Below are 15166 nucleotides of genomic sequence, written 5' to 3'. Positions count from 1 at the left end.
AGACCGGGTCCGCCGAAGGCGGGTGCGCGGCCCCGCTCGGGCGTCCGGATCCGCCGAACGAGAGCGGCTACTCGTCGCTCTCGTCCACGTCATCAGAACGCTTCGCGTTCTGATTGGCTCAAGACGACGACTACTCGTCGTCGTCTTGAACGTCCTCGAAGTCGGCGTCGACGTACTCGTCGCCGTCGCTGTCGGCGTTGGGATCCTGACCGCCCATGCCACCGGGACCGCCGGCAGCGCCGGCGCCGCCGGGGCCGGCCTGCGCCTGGGCCTGCTGCTGGTACATGCGCTTGCCGATCTCCTGTAGCTGCTTGGCGAGCGACTCCGTCGCGGCCTCCAGCTCCTCGGTCGTGGCGTCGTCGTCTTCGAGCGTCTCCTCCACGTCCGCGATGGCGGCCTCGATGTCCTCGCGGAGCTCGTCGTCGACGTTCTCCTCGTTCTCCTCCAGCAGCGTCTCGGCGCGCTGGACCGCGCTTTCGGCCTCGTTGCGGGCCTCGATGCGCTCGCGGCGCTTTTTGTCCTCCTCCGCGTGCTGTTCGGCCTCCTCCTGCATGCGGTCGATCTCCTCGTCGGAGAGGCCCGCGCCGCCCTCGATGGTGATCGACTCGGCGTTGCCGGAGCCCTTGTCCTCGGCGGAGACGTTGACGATGCCGTTCTCGTCGATGTTGAACGTCACCTCGATCTGCGGGGTGCCGGCCGGGGCCGGCGGGATGCCCGAGAGCTGGAACTCGCCGAGCAGCTCGTTCTTGTTCGCGATCTCGCGCTCGCCCTGGAAGACGCGCACCTGCACGGAGGTCTGGTTGTCCGCCGCCGTGGTGAAGATCTTCGACTCCTCGGTCGGGATCGTCGTGTTCTTCTCGATGAGGCGCTCGAACAGGCCGCCCTTGACCTCTATTCCGAGCGAGAGCGGCGTCACGTCGAGCAGGACGATGTCGTCGACCTCGCCGCCGAGGACGCCGCCCTGGATGGCCGCGCCGAGCGCGACCGCCTCGTCGGGGTTGACGTTCTTCTTCGGGTCCTGTCCGACGAGTTCCTCGACCTTCTCCTGCACCTGCGGCATCCGGGTCGACCCGCCGACGAGGATCACCTCGTCGATGTCGTCCTTCGAGTAGCCGGCGTCCGAGAGCGCCTGCTCCGTCGGTTCGACGGTCCGGTCGATGAGGTCCTTCGTGAGGCTCTCGAACTTCGCGCGGGTGAGCGAACTCTCCAGGTGGACCGGCCCGGAGTCCGTCGCCGTGATGAACGGGAGGTTGATGTCCGTCTCCTTCCGGCTGGACAGTTCGATCTTCGCCTCCTCGGCGGCGTCCTTCAGGCGCTGGAGGGCCTGGCGGTCCTCCCGGAGGTCGATCCCGTGGTCGTTCCGGAACTCCTCGGCGAGGTAGTCGATGATCGCCTCGTCCCAGTCGTCGCCCCCGAGCTGGTTGTCGCCGTTGGTGGCGACGACCTCGTAGACGCCGCCGCCCAGGTCGAGGATGGAGACGTCGAACGTGCCGCCGCCGAGGTCGTAGACGAGCACGGTCTGATCGGAGTCGTCGTCGAGCCCGTAGGCCATCGACGCGGCCGTCGGCTCGTTGATGATCCGCTCGACCTCGAAGCCGGCGATCTCCCCGGCGTCCTTCGTCGCCTGGCGCTGGCGGTCGTTGAAGTACGCCGGGACCGTGATGACGGCTTTCTCGACCTCGTCGCCGAGGTAGTCCTCGGCGTCCCGCTTGATCTTCTGGAGGATCATCGCGGAGATCTGCTCGGGCGTGTACTCCTCGCCCTCCACCTCGACCGTGTACCCCTCCTCGCCCATGTGGCGCTTGATGGAGCGGAAGGTCCGGTCGGGGTTCTGAATCGCCTGGTTCTTCGCCGGTTTGCCGACGAGTCGCTCCCCGTCATCGGTGAACGCGACGACGGAGGGCGTCGTCCGATCGCCCTCGGCGTTCACGATGATCTCCGGGTCGCCACCTTCCATCACCGCGAACGCGCTGTTCGTGGTACCGAGGTCGATACCCAGAATCTTGTTGCTCGCCATCTTTGACGGATTTACCGCCTTGTGTCGGTTAAAGGTTACTAGTCGCCCCGAGTTCGGACCGCGGACGACCTCGACTCTGTCTCGCGTTTTTCGCCGAACCGATCGCCCGCAGGTCGGTGCGTTTAAACCAACCGCAATCAATCCGTTCGGCCGGCGGGGCGGCGAGGCGGAGGGGCCGTCGGAACGGAGAGGCGGACGGGCCGGCAGACCGGTGAGGTGGAAGGGTCGCCGGACCCGACCGGTCCGCCGGAGGATCGGAGGGGTTCAGTCAGCTCACTCGTCGTCGCTCTTGCTCACCGTGACCTGCGCCGCGCGGAGTACCCTGTCCGCGATCTCGTACCCCGGCTGGTACACGTCGGCGATCGTGTCCTCGGGCTGGTCGCTCTCGACGCGCATCATCACCTCGTGTCGCTGAGGGTCGACGTCCTCGCCGGGTTCGGGCTCGATCGGCGTGACGTTCTCGTCGGCGAGGACGCGGTCGAACTCGTCGAGCGTCGCCCGCACGCCGTCGCGGATGTCGGCGTTCTCGTCCTGCTCCAGCGCGCGCACCAGGTTGTCCCTGACGGTCACGAGCCGCTCTACGAGGTCCTCCGTCGCGCGCTCGCGGAGCTGCTCCTGTCGCTTTTTCGCCCGCTTCTTGTAGTTCTGGAAGTCCGCCTGCGATCGCTTCAGGCGGTTCCGGAGGTCGGAGATCCGCTCGTCGCGCTCCGCCAGCTCCGATTCGAGTTCGTCGGCGCAGGTCTGAAGCTCGCGGACCGCCGACGCGAGCTCGTCGTCGTGCTCGGCGACGCGGGAGGCGAGCGCCTCCTCGGCGGGCTCCCGTTCGACCGCCTCGGATCCGCCGGCCTCCTCGTCGCCGGAGTGCTCGGCCGCTGCGCCGCCGGATCCACCGGCCGCGTCCTCGTCGGTGGAGGCGGCCTCGCCGTCGCTCGCGCCGACGGCGTCCTCCTCCGGCGCGTCGTCGAGCTGCTCGGACTCGGTTCCGCGGGCCTCGCCAGCGTCGTCTGTCATACCCGGAGGAAATCGCCCGCGGAGTATAAGGCTTGTAGAAGCGGTTCGGGTCGCTGGCGTCGTCCGTTCGGGGACCGCTCGACGGTCGCGCCCGATCGAACCGATCCGCATCCCCGCCAGTCCGCACGCTCCGGAGCGGTACGTACCGCCTCGTACCGCTTCGGACGCGATCGATTCGCACCCGATATACGTTGTGTGATATCTGATATTATTATAAAAATATTAATCTTTTGTTCGCGCAGAGAGAGTCGTCATGGGTGACGACTCACGCGAGATCGATCGACGGCGGTTTCTGCAAGGGACGGGCGTCGCGGTCGCCGGGACGGCTCTGGGAGCCGGACCGGCCGCCGCGGGCGACGGAGACGCGGCCGAAGCCGAGATGAAGGGGCGTCGCCCCGACGGCGACGAACCCGCGGTCATCGCACACCGCGGGTTCGCCGGCGTCTACCCGGAGAACACGGTCGGCGCGGTTCGCGCGTCCGCGCGGGGCGGCCGGTCGAACGACGCCCGCGTCCGCGGCGCGGACATGATCGAGATCGACATCGTCCCGACCGGCGACGGCGACATCGTCGTCTTCCACGACGACGGACTGGCCGAGCGCGACGGCGGCGAGCGCGGGCTGACCGACAAGGAGGGCATCGTCTGGGAGACGCCCACCGAGGAGGTGCTGTCGGCGGAAGTGCTCGAAAGCGGCGAGACGGTGCCGCTCCTGACGGAGGTCATGGACGCCATCCCGCCGTCGGTCGGCGTCAACCTCGAGTTCAAGAATCCGGGCTCGAAGGACGTCCGGTTCGCGGAGAACCTGGAGGGCGACGCGCTGGAGGCGCAGAAGGACCTCTGGCGGCCGTTCACCGAGAAGGCGCTGGAGATCGCCGCCGAGTACGAGAACGAGATCCTCGTCTCGTCGTTCTACGAGGCCGCGATCGCCACGGTCCGCGAGACCGACCCGAGCGTGCCGGTCGCGTTCCTCTTCTGGGACTCCATCGAGGACGGCCTCGACATCACCCGCGAGTACGACTGCGAGGCGCTCCACCCGCCGCTGTACCTGATCAAGGGGACGCCCTTCTTCGGGGACGCGTGGGCCGGCGGCGTCGAGGACGTCGACCTCATCAGCGTCGCCCACGAGGAGGATCGAACGGTCAACGTCTGGACGACTCGGAGCTGGTACGAGGCCGAACGGCTCCGCGCCGTCGGCGTCGACGGCGTCATCTCGGACTTCCCGGGGCTGCTGCGGTTCGGCTCGCGGAACCGGTAGGGCGGTTCCGTCCTCCGTTCTATTCTTACTGATACATCCGGAGCGGCTGCGCCTGCGTGCTCTCGTCTCCCGCCTCCTGGAGGCGCTGGACGAGTCGCTCTCTCGCCTCGCGGATCTCCTCGGCCCGGTCGACGAGTTCGTCGGTCGGCACGTCGATCCCGGCGAGCGGTTCGACGCCGCCCTTGATGAGCGTCCGCGCCGCCTGGGGGTCGGGGAACTGCGGGTCGGACTCGACGATGAGGCCGACGGACGTGCGGCCGTGCTCCACCGCGAAGCTCATCAGCGCCCCGGTGGGACCCGAGACGAGACCGGCCTCACTCGGGCTGTCGATGCCCGCGTCGGCGAGCAGTTCGTCGCCCGAGCCGGTCGAGACGCCGTACAGCGACGGGACGTCGGAGGAGTTCTCCCGCGGGATGCCGCTCACGAAGATCGGCGTCACGTCGTTCTCGTCGAACCAGTCGGCGACGCAGTCGGCGAACTCGGTCGCGGCGGCCGGCGAGATCGGGACGTCGCTCCGGAGCGCGAGGAGGTCTCGCTCCTCGTCCGCGTACAGCCGGACGGGCGTGTGGAGTCCCGGGTCGCCGTCGGCGTAGACCGCGACGTGCGGGATCCCCTCGCAGTGGACGTTCGCGTAGTGGGTCATCTCGAACTCGCTCACCAGGTGGTCCGTCGCGATCTTGCCCACCAGTCCGACGCCCGGCAGCCCCTCGACCAGCATCGGCGAGTCGAGCGCGAGGTCCTCGTCCAGGATGTTGACGTGAGCCATGTCCGTGACGACGGACGGCGGCGTAGTAAAGCCGTTGGCGGGTGTGAGCGGAGTCGTTGGGGGCCCGAGCAACGGTGCCGTTGGCGGATCCGGCGGCGGGACGTCAAATCCGGCGAAGAGACCCCGAAACCGACGGCGGGACTCCGAAACCGACAAGCGACCGCGACAGGAAGTGTCGTCGATGAACCCGCTGAAGCGGTACCTGCCGCTCGTCGACGACGAGGAGGCGTTCCTCGCGGCCTGCGAGCGGCCGCTGCCGTACGTCGTCCGCGTCAACACGATCAAGGCGAGCGTCGAACGGGCCCGCGCCGCCCTCGACGGGGAGGGCGTCGGCTACGAACCGGCGGACTGGCACCCCGGACTTCTCCGGCTGGATCGCGGGAGCGCCGGCGCGACGTGGCCGTACTTCCACGGCTGGCTCCACGGCCAGGAGGAGGTCTCCGCGTTCCCGGCGCTCGTGCTCGATCCGCGGCCCGGCGAGCGCGTCTGGGACGCCTGCGCCGCGCCGGGGAGCAAGACGACCCAGCTGTCGGCGCTGATGGACGACCGCGGCCTGGTCGTCGGCAACGACAACAACCTCGGCCGCCTGTCCGCGCTGCGGTCGAACGCCGAGCGCCTCGGCGTGACGAACCTCGCCGTGACGAACCAGGACGCGCGGAACTTCTCCCTGAAGCCGTTCGAGGGCGCGAGAGACGGGCACCGGGGGAGAGGCGAAAATGGACGCGGGGACGGGGGCGGGGACGGAAGCGGAGACGGTGACGCGGGCGGCGGCGGAAACGGGAACGGAGATGGAGGGGAGGGTGCCGACGGCGAGAAGCCCGCAGACCCGTCCTTCTCCGCGTTCGACCGCGCCCTCGTCGACGCGCCCTGCTCCTGCGAGGGCACCTGCCGGAAGAACCCCGACGCGCTGGATGAGTGGACGATGGACCACGTGCGAAGCGTCGCCGGCATCCAGAAGGGGATCCTCCGGCGGGCCGTCCAGGCGACGAAGCCCGGCGGGACGGTCGTCTACTCAACCTGCACCTTCGCGCCGGAGGAGAACGAGGCCGTCCTCAACCACGTCCTACGCGAGGAAGCCTGCCGGCTCGTCGAGTTCGACGCGCCGCTCGAAACGTCGCCGGGCGTGACCGAGTGGGACGGCGAGGAGTACGACCCGAGCGTCGAGCGGGCGCACCGCGTCTACCCCCACCAGAACGACACGGGCGGCTTTTTCTGCGCGAAGCTGGAGGTGACGGCGTGAGCGAGAACGACGGGCAGGTGTTCGATCGCCTGCCGGAGACGCCCGACGATCGCGAGGTCCCCGGCCGCGCCAGCCGCGAGGAGGTCGTCGAGTGGTGGGCCGAGCGCTTCGGGGTCGATCCGAACCGCTTCGACGGGTACACCTTCTGGGAGAAGGGCGCGGGGAAGATCTGGATCCTGAGCGGCGACGTTGCCGACCCCATCGCTGTCGAGGGGCTCGGCATGGCGTTCCTGCGTACCCGCCAAGAGCACTGGAAGCCGACGACGAACGCCGTCCAGCGGTTCGGCCGCGCGGCGACGAGGAACGTGCTCGAACTCGACGGCGAGCGGGCCGCGCGCTTCGCCGCCGGCGAGGACCAGGAGGTGGAGTGGGACGGCGACTGGGGCTACCTCGTCGTCGCCCACGAACTCGCCGGCGACCTCGAACCGATCGGCGTCGGGCTGTACCTCCACGGCGAGCTCCGCTCGACGATTCCCAAGGGGCGGCGGGAGTCGCTGGCCGAGCTGTGAGAATGCGGTAGCTATACGGAATCAAGGAGAATACTTGACCTTTTAGGGTCAGGATGAATCCGACAATACACTACACCACCCGCCGTTCGATAGCCCGGCGGGATATTCCACGTTCTAATCCCAACGTGGAAACAAAAGCGCAAGAACGATTCTCGTGCGAATCCGCCCGGCTACCGCAAGAAAAACTACTACGACTCACAAGGCCACCGTGTCCACGAAGAACACCCGCGTTCTACGGTGACGTGGAAGCAGAAAGGCATCCGTCACGACACCAAACACAACCGTGTCGGACTCTCGAAGGGTGCGAACCACAAAGACCACCCGAGAGACTGGGACTATATCCTCGTTGAATACGAGGCTCGCCCCGAAGTCACGGTTGAAAACCTGCAACAAGTCAGAGCCGGAAGACGAGAATCAGCGTGTCGAACGCGGCTTGTACGTGTGTGAGCCGTGTGATGCGGCGTTCAACGCTGATGTGAATGGGGCGGAGAACATCCGTCTTGACTTGACTCAAAGTAACTCCGAGTCTTCCGGGCAGTTGCCCGAGGATAGGAGTACCGGCTGGTTGGCACAGCCAGGAGTCTACCTTCATGACCTCTCCCGAGGATTCCAACCTCGGACAGAGGTGGTAGACTGCAAACCGTAATATCCCAACGCTCGGGATTCCCGCGTCTTCAGGCGCGGGAGGATGTCAAACCAGCTACGCGGCTTTGCGCCGGTAGCCGCGGAGCAGCAGTTCGATGACGATGCCGGCCACGCTCGACCGGTAGGCGATCGCCGCGGCGGTGACGAGCGCGACGGCGAGCTTGGTCTTTCCGCGCTTCAGGGCCGAAACCGCCTGCGCGACGAACGACAGGGCGCTGAGGCGGCGGGACCACTTCGAACCGAGGAGCTTCTTCAGTACCATGGGATCACGTTGGGGCGCGAACGACAAAAATGGAGTGCCGGCGAGTGCCTGTTCGCTCGGTCGAATCCGACGCCCCCGACGCCCAGCAGACCGGACGGGCGGTCATTCCTTCCGTCTCACCGTCCCGCCGCCGAGCCCCCGCCACTCGACCCGGTAGCCGAGCGCGGACAGCGCCGCGCTCGCGTCGTCGACGCCCCGCGCTTCGAGCGCCGACTCCGCCTCGCCGAGCGACATGCCCGGTTCGATCTCGTCGCGGAGGGCGTCGAGGACCGTCGGGCGGACGAGCGTCCTGCCGAGGCGCTCGTGCGCCGGAAACCGCTTCTCCTCGATTGCCTCGACGCTCACGCCACGGGCGGCGGCGAGCGCGTCGAGCGAGACGACGTCCGCGTCGGGTTCGAGTTCGTCCGGGAGTTCCGCGGCCGCGTCGGCGACGAGATCGCGTTCGTACCGCCGCAGCGCGTCGACCACGTCCTTGACGCGGACGGTCCCGCGGTAGGGGATCGCCCGGTGGTCGGCCGCCTCGATCTCCTCGCTCACCGCCAGCGACTCGTCGACCGCGACGAGCAGCTCAACGTCCTCGACGGTGGCGAGCTGGTCGAGCTTCTTCTCGACGTACTCGGGCATCCAGAAGCCCATGATCTCGAAGTAGACCCGGAAGTCGGCGTGGCGGTAGTCGAACGCGAAGTCCGGGATCATCACGCGGTGGCCGGCTTCGAGCGGCTCCGGCTCGCGGACGAGGCTCCAGTCGAGATCGAGCCCCGAAAAGCGGGCGGCGAAGTCGGCCTCGACGCCGCTGTCGTACGTCGGCTCGGCGACCGGCTCGACGCCGGGGACGGAGACGTCGCCCGTCGAGAGGCGCATCTCGCGCTCTGCGCCGCGGTCGTCGACGGTCGCGACGAGCGACCACTCCGCCGTCCCGGCGACCGTGCGCAGGAGGCGGGCGAAGGCCGTCCCGTACCGCCGGGTGCGGCGGAACAGCGCGTCGGGGCCGGTGACGACGACCTCTCTCGCCCCGTCGACCGTCCCGATCTCGTACATCAGCCGGAGGCGCTTGACCGCCGAGACGAGCGCCCTGGGGTCCGAACTGCGGACGCGGACCTCCGTCGCGTCGAACAGCGCCGTCTGCGCGAGCGAGAGGTTGTACTGCGCGACGAGTTCGTCGGGGTCCCACCGGGGGTCGAACGCGACGAGCACCTGGTTCGCCTCGCGGTCGGCGTACAGCGACCGTTCGATCGACGCCGTGTCGGTTCCCAGCCGATCGGCGGCCGCGTCGATCGCGACCGCGCGCTCCGCCTCGGTCGCGACGGTCGCCGCCTCGGCGCACTCGAACACCGTCCGCCGGACGCGCTCCGGGGGGAGGGGCGCGTCGGTCTCGAAGGTCGCCTCGCGGTCGAGGAGGGCGGCGAAGCCGCGGACGACCTTGAAGCCGTCGTTGGCTCGGAACGCCCCGTCGCCCGCGCCCGCCTCCGCCTCCAACTCCGTCAGCGCCTCCTCCAGCCGGCGGCGGCGCTCGCCGACGTGGCCCTGGAAGACCCCGAGGACGCGGGCGGCCAGCGGCCGGGCCTCGCGGCCGACGAACCGGGGGCGGTACCCGCCGCCGGCCCGCGAGACGCGGAGGAGGTCCTTCGTGAGCACGCGGGTGAGTATTCGGCGCGACGAGAAAAGGGCCGCGCCTCGGCTCGGTCGCTCCGAAGATCGTCGCCCTCCCCGACCGGCGCGGCCGCGGAGGACAAGGCTCATGCCGGACCGGTCGGAGCCACGGGTATGCGCACGAATCGACGGGCGTTCCTCGGCGCACTCTGTCTCGGCCTCTCCGCCGGCTGCCTGGAGGGGTACCCGGGGGCGACGGGGCCGCGGAACCCGCCGGACGCGCCGGCGGGCGACCCGCGCGACCTCCCGGAGCGGGAGCCGCTGTACGTCTCCGACTTCTCGTTCGAGGAAACGGGTGACGGCGACCTCCGGGCGGTCGTCGCCGTGGCCAACCGGACGGACGACGACCTGACGGCGGCGGTGGTCGCGCGGGTCGCGGTCGGCGACGAGGAACACGAGAAGCGCGCGGAGGTGAACGTCCCCGGCGGCGGGAAGACCGAGGTCGCGTTCGACTTCCCGGTGGCGTACGAGGCGTTCGAGCGGGACGGCTCGTTCCGCCCGTCCGCGTCGGTCGCCTGAGTCGCTCGTCCCTGCGGCTCGTCCGAGACGCCGGGCTAGCGCCGCCGCGCCGCCACCCGCTCCTCCGCGGTTTCCCTGCTCACGAGCTCGTACAGCAGCGCCCTCCCGCCGTCGTCCTTCGGCCGGAGGACGCGCCCGAGCCGCTGGGTGAACTCGCGCTCGCTCCCGCTGCCCGAGAGCACGACCGCGACGTTCGCGTCCGGCACGTCGACGCCCTCGTCGAGGACGTTCGCGGAGACGACCCGGCTGTACGTCCCGTCGCGGAACCGCGAGAGGATCTCCCGGCGCTCCGGGGCGCTCGTCTCGTTCGTCACGGCGGGGATCAGAAACCGCTCGGAGAGGCGGTAGACGAGGTCCGTGTGCGCCGTGAAGACGATGACGCGGTCGTCGCGGTGGCGGTCGAGGATGCGCTCCAGCTCGCTGACCTTGTTGTCGGAGTTCATCATGACCTCCCGCGCGCGCTGCTTGGCGAGGAGCGCCTCCCGCGCCCGCGGGTCAGTGCCGGAGCGCTTGACGAGCTCCTGGTAGTCGCTGCCGCTCCGGAAGGTGATGTTCGAGGTGCGGAGGTAGTCCACGAACGTCCCCTGAGCCTCCTCGTAGCGCGCCCGCTCCTCGTCCGTGAGCTCGACCTCGATGTGCTTGATGTCGTAGTCGGCGAGGTGCGTCCCGGCGAGGTCGTCCGCGCTCGCCCGGTACACCCGCGGGCCGACGAGCTCCGAGACGACCTCGTGGGCGCCGTCGGGCCGCTCGAACGTCGCCGTGAGCCCCATCCGGGCGGGCGCGGCGAGCAGCCGGGCGATGTCGCGGTACCCCTCGCCGCCGAGGTGGTGGACCTCGTCGAAGACGACGAGCCCGAAGTCGCCGCCGACCTCGTCGGCGCGGAGGTACGCCGAGTCGTAGGTCGACACCGTAATCCGCTCCTGACGCTGCTCGCCGCCGCCGAACCGGCCGATCGGCGCGCCGAACTCCGCCTCCAGCTCGCGCCCCCACTGGTCGAGCAGGTCGATCGTCGGGACGACGACGAGCGTCGGGGTCGACAGCGCGGCCGTCGCGCCGATGGCGACGACGGTCTTGCCGCTGCCCGTCGGGAGTTCGATCACCCCGCGGTCGCCGTTGTCGCGCCAGGCGTCGAGCGCCTCGCGCTGGTACGGGCGGAGTTCGTACGTCGTTTCGAGGTCCAGATCCGCGGCGGCCGCCGCGGAGGAGAGCACCCGGTCGTCGTACGCGACGCCGCGCTCGTCGAGGGCGTCCCGGAGGTCGGCGTACCGGTGCGCCGGGGCGCGGGCGGTCCCGCTTCGGGGGTCGTCCTCGACGAAGGGGAGCGCCGGAGGGTCGCCGGCGATCCGGATCGTCCCGTCCTCGAACGACAGCGTGATGGTCACCGGCGGAGCGTTCGCGGCGGGGGGCTAAATGGGCTCCGGACGCGGCTGCGCGCCGCGGTCGATAACGGGTTTCGTGCGGGCGGACTACGCCGGAACGTCGTAGCCCGCCTCGTGAATCGACGCGCGAACGGCGTCCTCCGTGCCCTCGTCGGCCGTGATCTCGACCGTCCCCGTCTCGTGATCGGCGTCGACCCGCCGGAGGCCCTCGACGCGCTCGGCCGCGTTCGTCACGCGTTCCTCGCAGCCGGTGCAGGACATGCCTTCTACCCGAAGTTCGTATCGATCTATGCGCGCACGTAGACGAGCGACGCGTTTAACTATTATCCCGAAGTTCGTAATGGCGCTAAATAGCTTGGAGTGGTCGCGGAGCTGCGACGGCTCCTCGTGGGATCGGCTACCGACCCCGTCGACCCGTCCGATCGCTTCACCTCTCACCGCGGCCGGTCGAAGTCACGCGCTACGCGGCGTCTCTCCTCGGAACGGCCGGACCGTTTCGACGATCTACTGATCGCGGAGCTCGTCGAGATCGCCGCCCTCGCTCAGGGTCGTCAGCGACCGATTCAGCAGTTCGCGAACGATGTACTCCTCGTAGTGCTGCGTCGAACAGTACTCGCACGGTTTCATCTCCTCGGCGACGGCTTCGATCTCGTCGCCGTGCTCCGCGAACAGCGTCCCGATCAGACCGCGAAGTTCGTCACGAGTCGTTTCCGAGGCGGATTCGAGCGCCGATTCGGCGCTTTCGGGGAAGTCGTACGAGAAGACGCGCGTGTTCGAGCGGTAGTATTTCAGCGTCCCGCCGCCCGCTTCCTCGAGCCGAGAGAGTTCGACCATCCCCGCGTCTTTGAGCACGTTCACGTGGTGACGGACGGTCGTCTCGGCTTTCTCGTCACCGCGCCGCTCGAGCTCTTCGCGTATCCGTTCGATAGTCATCTCCTCGTCGGCCAGCATATCGAGGATTTTCGCGCGGACGTCGTTTTCCAGCGCCTTGGCCTTCTGGGGATCGGTCGTGATCACGTCTTTGATACTCACGTCGGTGGCGAAGAGGCTCATACCGCGTCGATAGGGGAGCTACGGCCATAACACTACTGGGAAGCGATTCGTATCGGTGCAACGGAAAACCGTTCGGTTGAAGCGGCCACTATCAGATCTACTCTCTTTAGAGCGGTACAATACTAGTGATAGTGCTTAAGTGAATTCCCCACCTACTCACCGGAAGAGTATGATCACGACCCAGTTCAACGTCGGCGGGATGTCGTGTTCGTTCTGCGCCGAGAGCATCCGGAAGGCGTACGACCGGACGTCCGGCGTTAGCAGGGTCGACGTGAGCCTCGCCCACGAGGAGGTCCTCGTCGAATACGACGAAGAGGAGGTCGACGAGGTCCAACTGAAGGACGCGCTCCGCGAACTCGGCTACACGATCCGCGATCCGGACAAGGTCAAACAGTTCGAACAGGAGCGAGAGGAGCTCGAAGGGGGAAAGCGCAAACTCCTCGTCAGCGGGACCGCCGCCGTCACCACCGCGGCGCTGATGGGATTCATGATCTTCGTGATGGGTACGTTCGAGTCCCGGTCGCTCCGGACGGACCTCGCCGCGATGGGGCTCGCGCTCGTCACGATGTTCTGGCCCGGCTGGGACATCAAGGAGAAGGCCTACTACAGCCTGCGCCGCGGCATCTTCAACCAGCACGTCCTGCTCGAAGCCGGCGCGTTCGGCGGCCTCGTCGGCGGCTTTCTGGGGCTCTTCGTCTACCCTTCGTTCCCGACCGTCCACTTCTTCGCCGTGTCCGTGTTCATCACGACCTACCACATCCTCTCGGGGTACACGAGCCTCGTCGTCCGAACGCGAGCCTCCCGATCCGTCCGGGACTTGCTGAGCCTTCGACCCGATACGGCGCGCCGCGTCCGTGAGGACGGCGAGGTCGAAGAGGTGGAGGTGAGCGAGGTCGATGTCGGTGACCGCGTCCGGGTGAAGCCGGGCGAGAAGATCCCGGTCGACGGCGAGATCATCGAGGGCGAGAGCGCGGTCGACGAGAGCGTCGCGACGGGCGAATCCGTCCCCGAAGACAAGCGGGTCGGCGACGAGGTCATCGGGGGCAGCGTCAACGAAACGGGGGCGCTGCTCGTCGAGGTGACCGCTACGGGTGACGACGCGTTCCTCGACCAGGTCGCCCGACAGATAGAGGAAGCGAGGGCGATGAAGCCGGGCGTCCTTCGGCTCGCCGACCGCGTCCTGAAGTACTTCGTCCCCGGCGTGCTCGTCGCCGCCGCCGGCGCATTCGTCTTCTGGACGGTCGGCCCGCTCGTCGTCGGCGGCGAACCGAATGTCCGGCGCGGGGCGTTCGCCGCGCTCGCGGCCCTCGTCCTCGGCTATCCGTGCGCGCTCGGCATGGCGACGCCGCTCGCGCTCATCCGGGGCGGCGGGATGGCCGCAAATCGGGGTATCCTCGTGCGCTCGGGCGACGCCTTCCAGCTCTTCCAGGACGTCGAAGTGATCGCCCTCGACAAGACCGGCACCGTCACCGAAGGCGAACCCGCCGTCGACGAGGTCGTGAGCCTCGGCGACCGCGACGACGCCAGCGTCCTTCGGCTGGCCGCCGCTGCAGAGGCATTCAGCGAACACCCCCTCGCGCAGGCGATCCTCGACGACGCCGACGATCGGGACGTGAGCGTCCCGGATCCCACAGCGTTCGACAGCCTGACCGGCAAGGGCGTGCGCGCGACCGTTCGTGACCGAGAGGTGCTGGTCGGGAAGCCCGGGTGGCTCGCCGACGAGGGCGTCGATCTGAGCGCCGGACAGGCGGACGTCGAGCGGCTCCAGAACCGCGGCAGGACCGTCGTCGGCGTCGCCGCCGGCGACCAACTCGTCGGGCTGGTTGCGATCGGTGACAGGATCAAGGCGGACGCCGCGGAGACGATCGAGCGCGCGAAAGCCGCCGGGATCGAGCCGATCATGATCACCGGGGACAACCAGCGGACCGCCGAGGCGGTCGCCGACGAAGTCGGCCTCGAGCGCGTGACGGCTGAGGTCTTACCGGACGACAAAACCCGGGAAGTCCGACGTATCCAGGCGGAGGGCGTCTCGGCGAGCAAAGCGAGCCGAGGCTCGTCGGACCGTTGGTCCGACGGTGTTCGGGTGGCGATGGTCGGCGACGGCATCAACGACGCGCCCGCACTGACGCAAGCCGATATCGGCATCGCGATCGGCGCGGGAACCGACGTCGCCGTCGAGAGCGCCGACGTCGTCCTCGTGGGCGACCGGCTCGGCGGTGTGATGGACGCCTACGAGATCGGGAAGAACAGTTACTCGAAGACCAAGCAGAACCTGCTCATCGCGTTCGGCTTCAACGGCATCGGCGTCCCGGCGGCGATGACCGGGCTCGTCCATCCGGTCTGGGCGATGGTCGCCATGCTCGCCAGCGTGAGCCTCGTGCTCGCGAACAGCTTCCTCGGCCAGCTCGTCGGCGGGGGAGGCGTCGGTCTCGATTTCTCCGCCGAGCAGGGGACCAGAAGACGCCGATGAGGCCGCTGAAGCGGCGGAAACCCGAAAGCGCGAGCCCGAAGCAGCCGAGGCGAAAGAAGTTCTGACCGCCCGCGTTCGATGAGAGTTCTCGCGGTACCCGGTTGATGAGCTTCTCCGGTATCGATTCGATCGCACTGACGTGATCTCACTGACGTGTATCCTGTCGGCCGTGCCTCTCTCGACGCCGCCGACCCGGCCGAACGCCTAAACCGACCGCGCCCGTCGACCCGGCCATGGGCGAACGCCTCGAAGACGCCGTCGGAACGTTCCTCCGGGACGCGGACGCGGTGTTCGACGAGTACGAGAACGGGTACGTGGACGCCGACGCCGCGCTCTCGGTGCTGGAATCGCACATCGAGGACCTGCGGGACGAGTACGAGGGCTGAAAGG

Annotated in this window: 14 protein-coding genes and 1 pseudogene; 7 read left to right on the top strand and 8 right to left on the bottom strand. The window is 68.5% G+C overall.

The features are described 5' to 3' along the window. Positions 1-130 precede the first annotated feature (130 nt). Entirely contained in the window at positions 131-2017 is a 1887-nt protein-coding gene (gene dnaK, locus CNO20_RS17135) for a molecular chaperone DnaK (protein WP_101297337.1), read from the bottom strand. 273 nt (positions 2018-2290) lie between these two features. After that, positions 2291-3028, bottom strand: a complete 738-nt coding sequence (grpE, locus tag CNO20_RS17130) for a nucleotide exchange factor GrpE (RefSeq protein ID WP_101297336.1) — start codon at positions 3026-3028, stop codon at positions 2291-2293. Between the two features lie 253 nt (positions 3029-3281). Here grpE and CNO20_RS17125 point away from each other — a divergent pair, with 253 nt between their 5' ends. Further along, positions 3282-4283: a glycerophosphodiester phosphodiesterase gene (locus CNO20_RS17125; RefSeq protein WP_101297335.1), complete on the top strand. Its 1002-nt coding sequence runs from the start codon at positions 3282-3284 to the stop codon at positions 4281-4283. A 25-nt stretch (positions 4284-4308) separates the two neighbouring features. On the opposite strand, the gene CNO20_RS17120 is transcribed toward CNO20_RS17125, so the two are convergent. Then, positions 4309-5049: a proteasome assembly chaperone family protein gene (locus tag CNO20_RS17120; protein ID WP_101297334.1), complete on the bottom strand. Its 741-nt coding sequence runs from the start codon at positions 5047-5049 to the stop codon at positions 4309-4311. Positions 5050-5230: 181 nt separating this feature from the next. Here CNO20_RS17120 and CNO20_RS23920 point away from each other — a divergent pair, with 181 nt between their 5' ends. The 3 genes and pseudogenes from CNO20_RS23920 to CNO20_RS23915 all read left to right on the top strand — a co-directional run. Next, positions 5231-6289, top strand: a complete 1059-nt coding sequence (locus CNO20_RS23920; protein WP_233204237.1) for an RsmB/NOP family class I SAM-dependent RNA methyltransferase — start codon at positions 5231-5233, stop codon at positions 6287-6289. Beyond that, positions 6286-6798, top strand: a complete 513-nt coding sequence (locus CNO20_RS17105; RefSeq protein WP_199174904.1) for a DUF7122 family protein — start codon at positions 6286-6288, stop codon at positions 6796-6798. Before CNO20_RS23920 ends, CNO20_RS17105 begins: the two co-directional genes overlap by 4 nt. A 144-nt stretch (positions 6799-6942) precedes the next feature. Further along, positions 6943-7444: pseudogene (locus tag CNO20_RS23915) on the top strand (hypothetical protein); the annotation flags it as partial. A 54-nt stretch (positions 7445-7498) separates the two neighbouring features. Here CNO20_RS23915 and CNO20_RS17095 read toward each other — a convergent pair. Further along, entirely contained in the window at positions 7499-7705 is a 207-nt protein-coding gene (locus CNO20_RS17095; protein ID WP_101297333.1) for a hypothetical protein, read from the bottom strand. Between the two features lie 102 nt (positions 7706-7807). Then, positions 7808-9340, bottom strand: coding sequence for a DUF790 family protein (locus CNO20_RS17090; protein ID WP_101297332.1), 1533 nt, complete (start codon positions 9338-9340; stop codon positions 7808-7810). A 129-nt stretch (positions 9341-9469) separates the two neighbouring features. Here CNO20_RS17090 and CNO20_RS17085 point away from each other — a divergent pair, with 129 nt between their 5' ends. After that, the gene (locus tag CNO20_RS17085; RefSeq protein WP_101297331.1) at positions 9470-9874 is read left to right on the top strand and encodes a transcriptional initiation protein Tat; all 405 of its coding nucleotides are present in this window, start codon (positions 9470-9472) and stop codon (positions 9872-9874) included. Between the two features lie 35 nt (positions 9875-9909). Here CNO20_RS17085 and CNO20_RS17080 read toward each other — a convergent pair whose 3' ends face one another. From CNO20_RS17080 to CNO20_RS17070, 3 genes are all read right to left on the bottom strand, one after another. Continuing rightward, the gene (locus CNO20_RS17080; protein ID WP_101297330.1) at positions 9910-11256 is read right to left on the bottom strand and encodes a DEAD/DEAH box helicase; all 1347 of its coding nucleotides are present in this window, start codon (positions 11254-11256) and stop codon (positions 9910-9912) included. An 84-nt stretch (positions 11257-11340) separates the two neighbouring features. Beyond that, the gene (locus CNO20_RS17075; protein WP_101297553.1) at positions 11341-11544 is read right to left on the bottom strand and encodes a heavy-metal-associated domain-containing protein; all 204 of its coding nucleotides are present in this window, start codon (positions 11542-11544) and stop codon (positions 11341-11343) included. 213 nt (positions 11545-11757) lie between these two features. Next, on the bottom strand, positions 11758-12306 hold the full coding sequence (locus tag CNO20_RS17070) for a winged helix-turn-helix domain-containing protein (RefSeq protein WP_101297329.1): 549 nt from the start codon (positions 12304-12306) through the stop codon (positions 11758-11760). A gap of 169 nt (positions 12307-12475) precedes the next feature. Here CNO20_RS17070 and CNO20_RS17065 point away from each other — a divergent pair, with 169 nt between their 5' ends. Both CNO20_RS17065 and CNO20_RS23475 read left to right on the top strand, forming a co-directional pair. Beyond that, positions 12476-14776 carry a heavy metal translocating P-type ATPase gene (locus CNO20_RS17065; RefSeq protein WP_101297328.1) on the top strand — a complete coding sequence of 767 codons (2301 nt, stop codon included), beginning with the start codon at positions 12476-12478 and terminating at the stop codon, positions 14774-14776. Between the two features lie 233 nt (positions 14777-15009). Next, a complete protein-coding gene (locus CNO20_RS23475; protein ID WP_199174903.1) occupies positions 15010-15162 on the top strand; it encodes a hypothetical protein in 153 nt (50 codons plus the stop codon). Positions 15163-15166: the final 4 nt, after the last annotated feature.

Source organism: Halegenticoccus soli, from assembly GCF_002844195.1.
Classification (GTDB): domain Archaea; phylum Halobacteriota; class Halobacteria; order Halobacteriales; family Haloferacaceae; genus Halegenticoccus; species Halegenticoccus soli.
Note: the sequence above shows the minus strand (reverse complement) of the source record. Positions and strands in the feature narration are given on the sequence as shown.

What these genes read in the sequence shown, in the direction of transcription:
- CNO20_RS17065 (WP_101297328.1), top strand. Translation starts at nt 12,476, where the DNA reads ATGATCACGACCCAGTTCAACGTCGGCGGGATGTCGTGTTCGTTCTGC.
- CNO20_RS17125 (WP_101297335.1), top strand. Translation starts at nt 3,282, where the DNA reads ATGGGTGACGACTCACGCGAGATCGATCGACGGCGGTTTCTGCAAGGG.
- CNO20_RS17095 (WP_101297333.1), bottom strand. Translation starts at nt 7,705, where the DNA reads ATGGTACTGAAGAAGCTCCTCGGTTCGAAGTGGTCCCGCCGCCTCAGC.
- CNO20_RS23920 (WP_233204237.1), top strand. Translation starts at nt 5,231, where the DNA reads ATGAACCCGCTGAAGCGGTACCTGCCGCTCGTCGACGACGAGGAGGCG.
- dnaK (WP_101297337.1), bottom strand. Translation starts at nt 2,017, where the DNA reads ATGGCGAGCAACAAGATTCTGGGTATCGACCTCGGTACCACGAACAGC.
- CNO20_RS17085 (WP_101297331.1), top strand. Translation starts at nt 9,470, where the DNA reads ATGCGCACGAATCGACGGGCGTTCCTCGGCGCACTCTGTCTCGGCCTC.
- CNO20_RS17070 (WP_101297329.1), bottom strand. Translation starts at nt 12,306, where the DNA reads ATGAGCCTCTTCGCCACCGACGTGAGTATCAAAGACGTGATCACGACC.
- CNO20_RS23475 (WP_199174903.1), top strand. Translation starts at nt 15,010, where the DNA reads ATGGGCGAACGCCTCGAAGACGCCGTCGGAACGTTCCTCCGGGACGCG.
- CNO20_RS17120 (WP_101297334.1), bottom strand. Translation starts at nt 5,049, where the DNA reads ATGGCTCACGTCAACATCCTGGACGAGGACCTCGCGCTCGACTCGCCG.
- grpE (WP_101297336.1), bottom strand. Translation starts at nt 3,028, where the DNA reads ATGACAGACGACGCTGGCGAGGCCCGCGGAACCGAGTCCGAGCAGCTC.